This window comes from Marinigracilibium pacificum (genome assembly GCF_012926615.1).
GTDB classification, from domain to species: Bacteria; Bacteroidota; Bacteroidia; order Cytophagales; family Cyclobacteriaceae; genus Mangrovivirga; species Mangrovivirga pacifica.
The window spans coordinates 260,248-274,066 of record NZ_JABBNU010000006.1 but is presented as its reverse complement, the minus strand read 5'-3'; the positions used below and the strand labels follow the sequence as shown (position 1 = coordinate 274,066).

Here is a 13,819-nt window from a genome sequence, read left to right as displayed (position 1 = left end):
AAAGGAGCTGAAAATCAGCTCCTTTTTTATTGCTATTTGATTGATTTATAAATTAACATTTATTCCGGCTAAATAAAGTGCACCGATCCTATCTGTAAAACCAAACTGATCCTTCTCTCCTGCAAGCAAGTTTCTTGCGTTTACAAAGGCTTTAATCCCTTTGGTGAATTCATAAGAAACTTTTAAAGTCATAGTAGTAACAGGATCAACATCTGCAGTTCCAAGAGTCTCATTTGTTGAAGCTCTTTCATGACGGTAAACCTGTTTTCCCATATAGTAAATGCTTGAATAAACAGACAACTTATCAATAGGTTTATAATTGAATGTCATTCCTCCATAAAAACCAGGTGTCCTTTCATTTTCCTGATCTACTCTGGTATAAGTCGGCAACGCCAGGGTCATCGGGTTTATTGAGGATACTTTTTTGTCGTAATCCATCAATTCAGTTTTTTGGATTGTTCCAAATACCCTCATCTGAAGTTTCTTTGAAGCAGCAATACTAATTGTTGAAGTGATACCATTTTGAGTTGACACCAAATCCCCGTTAAAGTAATTAAACTCCAAAACTGGTCCGTTGGCAGTGTTATAAAATTCAGTAGGCTGGAAGTCTATAGCATTTTCAAACACTGTTCTGAATAATTCAATATCAACTAATATTATATCAGAAAGCTTTCCTCTATATCCAAATTCTACCATATTTATAGTAGGGAGTGATAACTCTTTATTACCATTGTATGCCACATCGATATCTCCATCAACATAATAATTAGCGTATGAATCAATGAAGAAGGAACTTCGGTTAGACCGAGAAGCAACAGCTCTGATCAGGTGTTTATCATTAAACTTATATGTTGAAATAAATTGATATGTGAAATAAACATCATCCGGAACATTATATTTATCCAACCGTCCGGCAGCAACCAAACGTAGTTTATTATCAAACAGCCTGTAATCAGCTTTCAATGATACTCCAAGATTACTTAACTTCTGTTCAGCATTCATTAAACCTACAGTATTCGAACTTTCTACATAATCGAGATCAGAGTATGTAGCTTGTTGATAACTGAATGCTGGTTGAAGAGAAAAATTCTCAAATTCAAAGGAGTAGTCGACATTTAAATCAGTTTTATTATAATCAAATTTAGATATAAATGCTGATCCTCTGGCAATATCTTGAATTCCTCTTTCTGTTGAGGCTTGTAAATTAACTCCCTTTATTTTTGTTGTTAAATCGATATAATATGATTCTGATGTTCTATCACCAAGAACGGTATAGAAATTCTCAAAAAATGCAGATTGAGATAACGAATTCTGATAACCGGTTTTTAAATCCAAACTTACTTCTTCACTGATATCATAATTAATAAAAGCATTAACCCCTAATCTTTCTTTAGCCATTTCAACCTCAGAAAACCATCCATATGAATCATCAAACTGATTTCCAATTGAATAATTAATCAACTCATATTTGGAAGTGTAATCTCCGGTAATCCAATTATAGTATTCATCATGGTCCCTGTCTCTTGTCTCAAAGTTTCCACTTAATCCAATTGAAAATTTATCATTTTTTAGCCTTTTCAAAGCATTAAAACTACCAACAAAAGTTCCTTTGCTACCTCCTTGAACATTAGCTGCTACCGAAGATTTATCATTAGCCATTGCTTGTTTTGTGATAATATTTATCACTCCACTAACTGCGTTCGGACCATAAAGAGGTGATGAAGGTCCTCTTACTACCTCAATTCTATCAACATCTGCTAAACCAATAGGAAGTGCTTCCCAAAAAGTTCCTCCATTGATGTAATTATAAACCCTGCGACCATCAATCATTACAAGAGTAAGACTGTTCTCAGTATAGAAGGTAAAATTTCCGGGAGGTAAAGATTCATTTCCTCTAACATGAACATCAAAATTCCCATTAGATTCTTCTCTAACAACCAAACCTGGCACCAAGCGAAGAGCTTCTTCAATTGTAGTTGCGCCATATGATTGAATCTCCTCACTAGTGATTACGGTTGATGAAAGAGGAGCATCAAAACTACTTTCAGATTTTTTTGAAGCAGAAAAAATTTCTACCTCCATCAACTCCTCCAAAGACATATCAAAAAGATCTTTTTCTCCATTATCTGCATCCTGGGCAACCGAGGAGAAAAAAGAAATTAACAGTAAAAAATTAATACGTAATAGTGATTTTAACATTGTAGTTATACTAGATGATTTATATCGTATATTCTTGACTACAATATTAGGTAACCTACAATGTGACAAAACATGACAATTTGTTCATGAATCATGACATTTATTGAGCCGATTCAAATCTATGTTTTAGTTGCTTTATATTATCTTTGCTGAAAATTTTTATAGAAATGACTTTCAAAAAAATTCTTTTCCCATATTTACTATTGATCACAATAATTGCCGGATGTAAAAAATTCGACAATACACATGAAGAAATAAATCCAAAGGACCTAAATATTAGAATAGCACTTGCTGCTGAAAATAATGAAGAATGGACTTTACAACCAATGACTATCATTCAGCATTTTTATGATTACCCAAATGATGCCGCGAAATTTGCTATCGTCGAAGATGTATTAAGCAAAAGGCCTTTGAGAGATAGTGTGAGGATAACTGTCTATAGAGAGCTTCTTCCCGAAGACAATACTTATGGCATTAGAACTGAGTATTACATGAAGGAAAGGACAAATTTCTGGGAGATATTGACAATCAGAAAATCATACAAATGTAACCAAGGATTTGGCAATCCTTTTTACAGTGGAGAAAAATGCAATTAATTCTTATAAAGGGAAGATAAAACATTTTCCCTTTCAATTATTTTTTCAAGTGTAGCATTTTTCAATAGTTCGACAGTAGAATTTCTGACATCCATAAACACATCCCTAATTCCACAGACTTCTTCATCTTTACATTCATCACATCGCTCATAATACTTGTGAGTAACACATGGTAAAAAAGCAATAGCACCATCAAACAACCTCATCACTTCAGCCATATTAACTTCTGATGGTTCCTTAAAAAGCAAGTATCCACCACCTTTACCCTTCTTACTTCTAAGAATTCCGGCATTTTTCATATCAAGAAGTATTGCTTCCAAAAATTTTTGAGGTATTTTTTCAGACTCAGCAATAGTACTAATTTGAACTGGCCCCTCACCTCTTTTTTTGGCAAGAAAAACTAAAGCATTGATAGCGTATTTTGCTTTTTTAGAAAGCATAGTAGTATGCTGATTGGTCAACTACAATTTTAAGGGAAATGGCACTAAATTAATAACAGAATCCAAATTTATTCTCCCCATCAAGTTACAATACTTGATAAAATGATACCCAATCCTTTACTAAAACAATTTCATATTATTAGTACCTAACAAGAAAATCAATCATAATTATTCTTTATATTTGTTATAAAATGAAATCCAGGGATCTCAAATATCAGTTGCTTTCTGCCATTCGGTCAATACCGGTAACATTATTGGTATTAGGTTCTCTGTGTTTTTTTATCAATTCAGTGATGATTAATATCACACTTGATAAATACAATGATATTCGAAAAGAACATCATCAAACTGAGGATAATGACCCTTTTACTTCAAATGTGTTGCTTGAAGAAGAAGAAAGTGTGGTTTGCCATGATTACTATGTTCATTTAGATAAAAATGTACTGGTATTACTTCAAAATATAGAGGTCCCATACCTTAAATCTCATGAAGATGTTTTAAAAGACCATTCAGTACCACCTCCCCGGAATTTGATCTAATTCATATAAACCTTATTAAATCTAATTTCATTCGGGTTAGTCCGGGATGAATAATTTCGTTATTGAATTATTTCAAATACATTTATCATGAGCTTAAAAGAAGGATTTTTTTCAAATATTAAATATGATCTTCCTGCAAGTATTATCGTATTTTTAGTTGCAGTTCCATTATGTTTAGGAATCGCTCTGGCATCAGAAGCACCGATGTTCGCAGGAATTATTGCAGGGATTGTTGGAGGAATAGTTGTTGGATTCTTTAGTGGATCTTCGCTAGGAGTAAGTGGTCCGGCTGCTGGATTAGTTGCAATTGTAATAAGTGCTCAAAATACTTTGGGATCATTTGAGGCATTATTAGCAGCAACAGTATTAGCCGGAATAATCCAGATAACACTTGGATTTATGAAGGCTGGGATTATAGGTTATTACTTCCCAAATTCTGTCATTAAAGGAATGTTAACTGCAATTGGTATAATAATTATACTAAAGCAAATTCCTCATGCAGTAGGATATGATGGAGATTACGAAGGAGATTTAAGTTTCTGGCAAGCTGATGGACACAATACATTCTCTGAATTGTATTACATGCTAGACTTTTTAAGTCCTGGAGCAATATTAATTACTGTTATCTCTCTAGCCATCCTGATTATCTGGGAACAGCCATTCATGAAGAAAAACAAGGTCTTCACATTAATTCAGGGACCATTAGTTGCGGTTGTTGCCGGTATTGTATTAAACTATTTATTTAAGGGGAACAATACGTTTGGATTAAATTCCGATCAGTTAGTATCATTACCAACTCCTAAAAATTTAACTGAGTTTCTGGGTAACTTCCGTACTCCAGATTTTAATATTTTCATTGACAATTCTAGTGCAGTATTGTTAGCTGGGGTAACAATAGCTGTAGTCGCTTCTATTGAAACCCTATTATCTGTGGAAGCAACAGACAAACTTGACCCTCAAAAAAGAATCACACCAACAAATAAAGAATTAAAAGCACAAGGTATTGGAAACTTAATATCTGGTATGATTGGAGGTCTTCCAATTACACAGGTAATTGTTAGAAGTAGTGCTAATATCCAATCTGGTGGAAAAACTAAGGCGAGTGCAATCATCCATGGTGTAATGCTATTAGCTTCAGTACTTCTATTCCCAAATGTATTAAATCAAATACCATACGCTTCATTAGCAGCAGTATTATTCCTTGTTGGATATAAACTTGCGAAACCTTCTCTTTTCACTCAAATGTGGAAAAATGGTATAACCCAGTTTGTTCCATTTGTAGTAACAGTTATTGCAATTGTTGCCACTGATTTATTAGTTGGAATTGGAATTGGATTAGCTGTAGCAATATTCATTATTCTTTACTACAACCTTAAAAATCCATTCTACTTTAAAGATGAAGACCACATTAATGAGAAAGAAGTAACCATTGAATTATCTGAGGAAGTCTCATTCTTAAATAAAGCAGCAATTTTAAAGGCTTTAAATACTGTTCCTGAAAACAGCAACATAGTTGTTGATGCAACGAAAACAAAAGTCATGGATTTTGACGTAAGTGAAATACTTAAAGACTTCAGAACTACTGCAGGACATAAGAACATTAAATATAAAGTAATCGGGTGGCCAAAAGAAAACCCAATGAAGGATTCAGAAAGACATTTTGCCGAGACGATGGTAATAGTAGACAACACTACTAAAGAACAAACTACCAGCTCTCAGGAAATATAAACTAAAATATTTTACAAATAAGGCCTGATTAATATTACAATCAGGCCTTATTTATTTTAAATCAAAATATAATTCCGAACTAACTAGCGAAGTTATATTTACCGAACAACTAATAACAAATTCATCAAAAATCCAACTTTCCAACCTAAACAACTCATTATCAACACTATAAATATTAGGTTCAATTTTTCGAATTAACTCAATTTCATCCAGCCCAAAATTCCCACATTTCACAATAGATTCAGCAATTGTCCAGTTAATCAAATTCTCCTTTTTAGAGTTATAAACATTAAATAAACCAGGATTTAGATTATATAAACTTTCAACTTCCTGGTCAGCTCTATCAAAAACTTCCATATCAACTCCCAGTTCAATATCCTCTTTACAATATGCAATACATGCAAAATTTCCTGAATGAGAAATGTTAAAACTGAGTCCGTTTATTAATATCTTCCCTGTAGGCAAATATTCAATCTCTTTAATTGTCGACTTTATTCCTTCAGTAAGCAATACATTATTCAGTAAAATTCTTCCTGCAATAAACTGATCTCTTACTAATCCATTGTATTCTTCATAAGTTAACTTGTCTCTTAAGCTCAATTCTCTAACAATTCTCTCCTCATTGTAGAGATGAATTAATGAATCCAAACTTGAGGAAAAAACCGATATGTTCGTCATGCATACTAAATTTTTATTAAAACATAATAACCATGCAAGGAAATAATGAAAGTCACAAAAAAATAATGATTATTTATTAAATAAAAGATAATCTAACTACCAAAAACCATTACAATCATTATCAATTGTCAAGATCCACCTGCCTTATTTCCAAATTAACATATTATGTAAAGAATCTTTAACAAATTCTCATCACATTTCGGAAAAACTATTACATGGATACTGTAAAATAAAATTCCATTACCAATATCATTTTATCTAAAGTTAATTTGCAAACCATTTTTTTGACCGTTTCAACAGATATGAGTAATAAAGTAGCTATAGTAGGAATGTCCTGCCGTTTCCCTAACGGTAGTACACCACAAGATTTTTGGAATTCACTTTTAGGTAGAACTGATTCTATTGGTATGATGAATGAAGACCGCTGGAAGGTTTGTGATTTTTTTGATCCGGACCCAAAAGCAGCCGAAAAATCATATCAAAATAAAGGTGCTTTTTTAAACGACATCAACGACTTCGATGCAGGGCTTTTTAACATTTCTCCTGCTGAAGCTAAAGAAATGAATCCTTCTCAAAAGCTTATGCTTGAGCTTGTATGGGAAGCGATCGCTAATTCAAATTCTACCTTCAATAACTGGCTTGGTACCAAAACCGGTGTATACGTAGGTAACATCTGGAGTGATTATGAGCATCATCGCAAACACATCAATGCGATTACTACATCACACTCTGCGGTTGGCCAGGCATCAAATATAATTGCTAACAGAATATCCTATACTTTTGGATTTAGTGGTGCCAGCTTAATAGTTGACACAGGGTGCTCATCTTCAATTGTTGCACTACATCAGGCTGTCCAAAGTATTTTAGATAATAGTATTGATCAAGCTGTAGTTGGTGGAGTAAACCATATTTTAGATCCTGATCAATATGTTATTCTTTCAAAGTTTGGTGGATTATCAAAAAAAGGAAGATGTAGTACATTTAGTGATGACGCAGATGGTTTTGTAAGAGGTGAAGGAGCTGGAATTGTTTTAGTAAAGCCTCTTGACAAAGCAATTGAAGATGGAGATGAAATTCTTGCTGTAATAGAAGGGACTTCTGTTAACAATAATGGATTTAACGCCTCACTACCTGCCACTAGTACTGAAGGACAGATATCAATGCTCCATGATGCATATAGAAACACGGATGTTAAACCACCTGAAGTTCATTACATCGAGGCTCATGGTACAGGTACAAGACTCGGTGATCCGACAGAAACCAGAGCACTTGGTAGATTTTTTGGCGAAAACAGAACAACTCCACTATCTGTTGGCTCTGTAAAAACAAATATTGGTCACCTTGAAGGTGCGGCAGGAATCGCAGGGCTTATAAAAGTCCTTCTTGCATTTAAATATGATCAGATCCCTCCAAGTTTACATTCTGACAATCCAAATCCTGAAATTGACTTTGAAGGATTAAAAGTTAAAGTTCAGTCTGAAACAACACCATGGCCTGTTTCTAAAGAAGAAAAATATCTGGCAGGTGTAAATTCATTTGGCTGGGGAGGTACAAATGCTCACGTAGCGCTATCATCATTTATTTCTGAAAAATCAGAATTCAAGCATAATTACCCTGGGGTAATGCTTCGAATTCACGGACATACTAAAACAGCCATAAAAGAAAATGCTTCGATGTATCTTAAAGAAATCGAAGCTTCTTCTGAAGAAAAAATTCAGATGATTTGTGCGGCATCATTATTGAAAAACTATCCAGTTGAATTTTCAAAAAATATTGCAGCAAATAACAAATCTGAACTGATTGATAAGCTTACTTCAATCATTGAAAACGAAATAAAACCAATACCAGCAAACAAAAACCTTAAAGGAAAAGTATGCTTTATTTTCCCTGGACAAGGCAGCCAGTGGGTTGGTATGGGTAAAGATCTGATGAAATCATCTGATGTATTCAGAAATGCATTGGAAGAAATATCCGAATCATTATCTGAATATGTTGATTGGAACCTTTTGGAAGTGCTAAATGCTACTGACAACTCATATTTGGAGCGCATTGATATAATTCAGCCAGCACTTTTCGCTATCGAAATCGCCCTTGCAAAACTCTGGGAATCATGGGGTATCAAACCAGATGCAATTATCGGGCATTCGATGGGCGAGTGTGCTGCTGCCTATATCGCAGGAGCTTTAGATCTTACTGATGCTGCAAAAATCATAACTAAAAGAAGCAAACTTATGGCTTCTGTTGCAGGTCAGGGATACGGCATGGCTGTTACTGAGCTTAATTCAGTTGATATTAACAAATATATCTCAGGATTCGACTCGCTTTCAGTTGCAGTTTATAATTCCAATAGCTCAACTGTAATAGCAGGAAAAACTGAAGAACTAAGTGTTGTTCTTGAAAAACTTGACGCTGAAGGAATATTCTGTAAAGAGGTTAAGGTTGATGTTGCCAGTCATAGTCTTCAAATGGAACCTCTTGTAGCTCCGTTGTTTGAAAGCTTACAATCAATAACACCTAAAAAGCCTGAATTACCTTTCTATTCTACTGTAATTCCTGAACAAGACCAATTCTCTTTATTAACGCCAAATTATTGGACAAGAAACCTTAGAGATGCTGTTCAGTTTAACATTGCAGTTGAAAAAGCCCTTAATGATGATATTGATGTGTTCATAGAAATGAGTCCGCATCCGGTACTTACCCAGGCAATTAATAGCATTGCAAAGGATAGTAGAAAAGATGTAACTCAAACTTATAGTTTATTAAGAGAAAAGAATGAAAACACTAGCATTCTGGCATCTTTAGGTAATATTAATTCATCTGGTCTTAAGGTTGACTTCACTAAAATGATCTTTAGTGGATCTCCGGATTTAACATGTCTTCCTCAATACCAAATGCAAAGAACCACATTGGTTCCGGACACCAGAGAAAAAACAACTATTACTACTACAGGCAATAGATTTTCAGGGTCAAAAATCGAACTATGTGACGATCAATTCAAAATCTGGACTAAGCAATATTCAATTGACCAGTTTCCATTTTTAAGAGGTCACAAAGTATCTGGTGAAATCGTTTTACCGGGAACAACTTATGCATCTATAATTACAGAAATTATAGACGAACTTGGTCATGATAAATTCGTAATCAACGAGCTAAAATTCACTTCTCCTGTCACTTTAAACAATGGATCTGTTACTATTCAGTCTAAAGTTAGTCAGGAAGGCAATAACGTTTCAATTGGTTTTTATATGAAGGATGAATCAGGCTGGGTAAAAACAGCAATTGCAACTGTTACATTAAACCAAACAGCTCGGTTACCTTTATTAGACAGACCTGAAGACTTTGATATAGAAATATCTGGCAAAGACTTCTATTCAAGAACTGAAAATTTAGGCATATCATATTCGGGTTCTTTTAATGGAATATCAAATATCCATGGTAGCAATGGTTATTATTTCGGACTTATAAGCCCACAAGAAGGATCTCCGGAATTTAATGATACAATGATCAATCCGGCAATACTGGATTGCTGCATGCAAATGATTTTTGCTTCAACTGATAAGCCAGAAAATTTTAGTTCAGGATATCTGGAAAGCATTAAAGGAATTAAGATTTATGATTCTCTAAATAAAAATATCCCGTATTTAGTTGAAGCTTCTTTCCTAAGTCATTCAACTGAAATAAATCCTCAGGCAAGGATTTATGTATACAATATGGATGGAGACCCGGTTCTAAAAATAGAACAGGTAAAAGCACAGTTAATTCCTTCAATTTCAACGAATACTTCACTTCCTAAACCTTATCAGCTTGTATGGGAAGAGATAAACGTTGATAATAATAATGAGGAAAGCACTACTCTTTCAATTGTTGGATTCAAGAATAGCATTACTGATGAGATCAAGTCGAATCTTGAAAATATAAGCTCTGAAATCATCAACATAGATGGAACAACTGATTTGACCAAACTGGAGCACAAAGACGTTCTTTATATTCCTGTTTCTGCTGAAGGTACTCATGCTAATCTAGCTGAAATATCAGCTGAGAACGTATTCAACCTTGGTAAAATAATTCAAAGTAAGCCTTCTTCGATAACGATTTTGACAAATAGAGCTTCCGGAATTAACAGCGAAGAGGTTAATCTATCTCATGCAGGTATATGGCAGGCTACTCGTACAGCTTTCAACGAAAATCCTGAAATTAAAATCAGGGTAATTGATTTAGACTCTGAAGGATTTGAATCTATAGATAATCACATTGCAGCTGAACTTCCTGTACAATCTGTAGTAAGAGAAAACTCTTATTATCAGGGTAAGCCTGCAGACCGTCAAGGTAAGCAAGTTTTACCGGATTACTTCTCGGCAGACGATGTAATGGTTATTACTGGATTTAAAGGAGCTGCATTCGAATTTATTGGACATCTGGTAAGATCAGGAGTACAAAAAATTGCTCTCATCAGTAGAAATCCACATTTGAATGAAGAAAAAGAGAAGCAATTCAAAGAGTGGCAAGAAAATAACAATGTCGAGTTTGTTAGATATGCTTGTGATGTTTCAGATTCTGAAGATTTCAAAAACTGTCTGACAAATATTGAAAATTGCCTAGGAAAGATTACAGGATTCATTCATGCTGCTGGTATAATTGAACCTGAGCGAATTGATTCACTTGATCTGGAGACAATCAAAAAGATTATTGCAGTTAAACTTAATGGTGCAATAACAATGGATCAGTTTGATGTAAATAATAATCTGAAGCATTTTATCTTGTTCTCATCTGCATCTGTTTACATGGGTCTTAATGGACAAGGAGCATACATCACTGCAAATTCAATGCTTGATGCTATTGCAAAAAACAGAGTTTCAAAAGGTAAAGCAGCAGTTTCTGTAAACTGGGGTGTTATAAAAGACGCCGGTATGGTTGCTGACAATGAGCATTTGGCAAAATACGCCGAACTGGAAGGCTTTATCCCAATGATGATGAAAAATGCTTTAAACTCATTTGTTCAGAACTATAATAGACATTACGGAAATATCGGTATCATTGATATAGACTGGAGTAAAGCCAAAGAGTATTTCAGAAGTCTTAATGATCAGGAATACTTCAGTTTACTTGCTGATGACAGTGAATCCAGTGATTCTGGATCAAAAATCTCCGAACTAATCGAAGAGTGCAAGGATGATAACTCAAAGCTTTCTGTTATAGAAGATTACCTTAAAAGAGGAATCGCCAATATTACCCAGATAAGTTTCGATGACATATCAAGTAGCAAAGGCTTTAAGGCAATGGGGCTTGATTCATTAATGGCGGTACAATTCAGAAACTATATTGAATCAGGATTAAACTTCAAGTTGCCTATTTCACAAATCTGGAAATCAGAAACTATTGAAGGCCTGACTAATTTTGCATTCTCTGAATACAATAAACTAGCCAAAGAAGCTGAAGTTGAAGCTGTAGCTGATACAGAAATCAACTGGCAAGGAGATAAAAATGCAGAGGTACTGATATTTGCATTCCACGATGCAGGCGGTAGTAGCGCGTTATATAGTGAATGGCAAAATAATCTACCTGAAAACTGTACCATTGCATCAGTTGATTTACCTGGAAGAGGAATGGCTGACCAATATTCTCAATTTGATAGTATCGAAGCAATTGTTGAGAATGTCGCTAACAAAATCAAAACAAATTCTGATTCAAAAATAATCCTTCTGGGTCACAGTATGGGAGGAGCTATAGCAACGGAGGTCTGCCTTAAACTTGAAGAGGAAGGAATCACTCCTTACAAGTTAATAGTATCATCAACTCCTGCTTTAAATAGCTACAATCCGGAAAGATACAATGCAGAATTAAAAGAGGAAGATTTATTAAAGTCATTCCCTCACATAAATGCGATATCTGATTCAGAAGAAACAACAAAATATCTTTTGTCACTATTAAAGTCAGACTTAAAGCTGGTTAATAAATACAGATACAACAGAGATAGAGTATTAAATACTGAAACTGAGGTATGGTATGCCTTAAATGATGATCAGGTTAGTACTGAGCAGGCATTGGGTTGGATTAAGCTTACTACTAAGGAAGCAGTAATTAGAAAATTTGAAGGTGATCACGGATACCTTTATGGTAGTGAAGCAAAAGATAAAGCAATTGCATTCATTAAGGAAATGGTCAAAACAAACTCTAAAAAGCAAAAACTAGAATGGAAGTAAGAGATAAACTTATTGGTGCTTGGAGACTTGTTGAATGGGTCTTCGAAAATGAAGAAACCGGTGAAAAACAACACTTCTACGGTGATGCTCCGGATGGTCTTCTGGTATTTGACGACTCTGGATGGATGAGTGTTCAAATTGCAAAAGAACCAAGGCAGGCTTTAAATAGTGAATCATTTGACTCAGGCATTACTGAGGAACTTGCAGAGGCATACAAAACCTATATGGGATATTTCGGGACATATGAGGAAACTGATCCTGGTGTTTTAAAGCATACAGTTCAAAATTCCTTATTCCCAAACTGGAAAGGAGATATCCATATTAGATATGCATCTTTTAACAATGAAATTTTAACACTTAGTACCCCACCTACAAATACAAATGATGGTCCGATATCATTTAAAGTAAGGTGGAAAAAACAATAATAATTATACCCCATAAATTTTAATATTATGTCTAGTACTTTTAAAACAGCAAAGAATCACAAGGTTTTATTAGAAAGAAAAAACCTTATTGTTACACATAATGTCGAAGAGAATTATGTGTATTTAAGATGGGTTGGTTTCCAGAAAGAAGAAGGAATCATCGAAAGTGGTGAAGAAGTTCTTAAAATCTTCCAGAAACTTGACTGCAAAAACATCCTTAATGACAACAGAGAAGTCAAAGGACCTTGGAACACTGCAGCTGAGTGGACTTTAAACAACTGGTTCCCAAGAATGATCCAAGCTGGGTTAACTAAATTTGCATGGGTATTCCCTGAGAATATCTTTGCTGAGTTATCAGCGGCTAAGGCAATGCCTGATAATGAATTAGTTAAAAAATTCAATTCATACATTGAAGCAGAGCAATGGTTAGCTGAATAATAATTAACTTTGCATAAATAATATAAAAGCAGCCTTGTGGCTGCTTTTTTCATTAATTAGTATATTATAGATAATTAAAAATTGTATTCATATAAATATAGCTGGGGGGTTAGCTTTTATATGTATCCAGTTAACTGGAAATACATTAAATATCAGGATCGATCATGATTAATGTTAAAGAAACTATCCTTATTGATCAACCTAATCTAAAGATGTCCTATCTTGTTGATAAGGACATTATTTACCTAAACTGGATTGGATTCCAGACTGAGGAGCAGATTATTTCTACCGGGCTTAAGATTCTTAATATATTTCGTGGCCATGATTGTAAGAAAGTTTTAAATGACAACCGAGAGGTAAGGGGTCCGTGGAACACCGCATCAAAATGGACTGAAGAATACTGGTTTCCGCATATGGCAACCGCCGGATTACAAAAATTTGCATGGATTTTCCCTGAAGGGGTTTTCGCTTCTTTATCTGCTGAAGAAGCCATGCCAATTAGTCCCATTATTAAAAAATTTGACTCTTTTAAAGACGGTCTTGACTGGCTTACAAAATAAAATGGCATTGCTCTCG

General features: G+C 34.5%; 10 protein-coding genes. 7 read left to right on the top strand and 3 right to left on the bottom strand.

Translation table 11 applies throughout. The features are described from left to right. Nucleotides 1–45: 45 nt before the first annotated feature. On the bottom strand, nt 46–2,199 hold the full coding sequence (locus HH304_RS11380) for a TonB-dependent receptor plug domain-containing protein (RefSeq protein ID WP_169681504.1): 2,154 nt from the start codon (nt 2,197–2,199) through the stop codon (nt 46–48). A 167-nt stretch (nt 2,200–2,366) separates the two neighbouring features. Between HH304_RS11380 and HH304_RS11375 the strand changes: the two genes are divergently transcribed. Beyond that, nucleotides 2,367–2,795, top strand: a complete 429-nt coding sequence (locus HH304_RS11375) for a hypothetical protein (protein WP_169681502.1) — start codon at nt 2,367–2,369, stop codon at nt 2,793–2,795. Here the strand turns inward: HH304_RS11375 and HH304_RS11370 are convergent. After that, nucleotides 2,792–3,235 carry an RrF2 family transcriptional regulator gene (locus tag HH304_RS11370; protein ID WP_169681500.1) on the bottom strand — a complete coding sequence of 148 codons (444 nt, stop codon included), beginning with the start codon at nt 3,233–3,235 and terminating at the stop codon, nt 2,792–2,794. The two genes, HH304_RS11375 and HH304_RS11370, sit on opposite strands and share 4 nt — an antisense overlap. 293 nt (nt 3,236–3,528) lie before the next feature. Here HH304_RS11370 and HH304_RS11365 point away from each other — a divergent pair, with 293 nt between their 5' ends. Together HH304_RS11365 and HH304_RS11360 are read left to right on the top strand one after the other, a co-directional pair. After that, on the top strand, nt 3,529–3,774 hold the full coding sequence (locus HH304_RS11365; RefSeq protein ID WP_169681498.1) for a hypothetical protein: 246 nt from the start codon (nt 3,529–3,531) through the stop codon (nt 3,772–3,774). Between the two features lie 87 nt (nt 3,775–3,861). Next, nucleotides 3,862–5,502: a SulP family inorganic anion transporter gene (locus HH304_RS11360; RefSeq protein WP_169681496.1), complete on the top strand. Its 1,641-nt coding sequence runs from the start codon at nt 3,862–3,864 to the stop codon at nt 5,500–5,502. 51 nt (nt 5,503–5,553) lie between these two features. Here the strand turns inward: HH304_RS11360 and HH304_RS11355 are convergent, their stop codons facing one another. Beyond that, on the bottom strand, nt 5,554–6,180 hold the full coding sequence (locus tag HH304_RS11355) for a 4'-phosphopantetheinyl transferase family protein (protein ID WP_169681494.1): 627 nt from the start codon (nt 6,178–6,180) through the stop codon (nt 5,554–5,556). A 302-nt stretch (nt 6,181–6,482) separates the two neighbouring features. Between HH304_RS11355 and HH304_RS11350 the strand changes: the two genes are divergently transcribed. From HH304_RS11350 to HH304_RS11335, 4 genes are all read left to right on the top strand, one after another. Next, entirely contained in the window at nt 6,483–12,380 is a 5,898-nt protein-coding gene (locus HH304_RS11350) for a type I polyketide synthase (protein WP_169681492.1), read from the top strand. Further along, nucleotides 12,371–12,805 (top strand): lipocalin-like domain-containing protein, encoded by a 435-nt coding sequence (locus HH304_RS11345; RefSeq protein WP_169681490.1) that lies wholly within the window; start codon nt 12,371–12,373, stop codon nt 12,803–12,805. The genes HH304_RS11350 and HH304_RS11345 overlap by 10 nt, the downstream gene beginning before the upstream one ends. Nucleotides 12,806–12,832: 27 nt before the next feature. Next, complete coding sequence (locus tag HH304_RS11340; protein ID WP_169681488.1) at nt 12,833–13,243, top strand: hypothetical protein; 411 nt, start codon at nt 12,833–12,835, stop codon at nt 13,241–13,243. Nucleotides 13,244–13,407: 164 nt separating this feature from the next. After that, entirely contained in the window at nt 13,408–13,803 is a 396-nt protein-coding gene (locus tag HH304_RS11335; RefSeq protein WP_169681486.1) for a hypothetical protein, read from the top strand. The last annotated feature ends 16 nt before the right edge of the window (nt 13,804–13,819 follow it).

What these genes read in the sequence shown, in the direction of transcription:
- HH304_RS11380 (WP_169681504.1), bottom strand. Translation starts at nt 2,199, where the DNA reads ATGTTAAAATCACTATTACGTATTAATTTTTTACTGTTAATTTCTTTT.
- HH304_RS11375 (WP_169681502.1), top strand. Translation starts at nt 2,367, where the DNA reads ATGACTTTCAAAAAAATTCTTTTCCCATATTTACTATTGATCACAATA.
- HH304_RS11370 (WP_169681500.1), bottom strand. Translation starts at nt 3,235, where the DNA reads ATGCTTTCTAAAAAAGCAAAATACGCTATCAATGCTTTAGTTTTTCTT.
- HH304_RS11365 (WP_169681498.1), top strand. Translation starts at nt 3,529, where the DNA reads ATGATTAATATCACACTTGATAAATACAATGATATTCGAAAAGAACAT.
- HH304_RS11360 (WP_169681496.1), top strand. Translation starts at nt 3,862, where the DNA reads ATGAGCTTAAAAGAAGGATTTTTTTCAAATATTAAATATGATCTTCCT.
- HH304_RS11355 (WP_169681494.1), bottom strand. Translation starts at nt 6,180, where the DNA reads ATGACGAACATATCGGTTTTTTCCTCAAGTTTGGATTCATTAATTCAT.
- HH304_RS11350 (WP_169681492.1), top strand. Translation starts at nt 6,483, where the DNA reads ATGAGTAATAAAGTAGCTATAGTAGGAATGTCCTGCCGTTTCCCTAAC.
- HH304_RS11345 (WP_169681490.1), top strand. Translation starts at nt 12,371, where the DNA reads ATGGAAGTAAGAGATAAACTTATTGGTGCTTGGAGACTTGTTGAATGG.
- HH304_RS11340 (WP_169681488.1), top strand. Translation starts at nt 12,833, where the DNA reads ATGTCTAGTACTTTTAAAACAGCAAAGAATCACAAGGTTTTATTAGAA.
- HH304_RS11335 (WP_169681486.1), top strand. Translation starts at nt 13,408, where the DNA reads ATGATTAATGTTAAAGAAACTATCCTTATTGATCAACCTAATCTAAAG.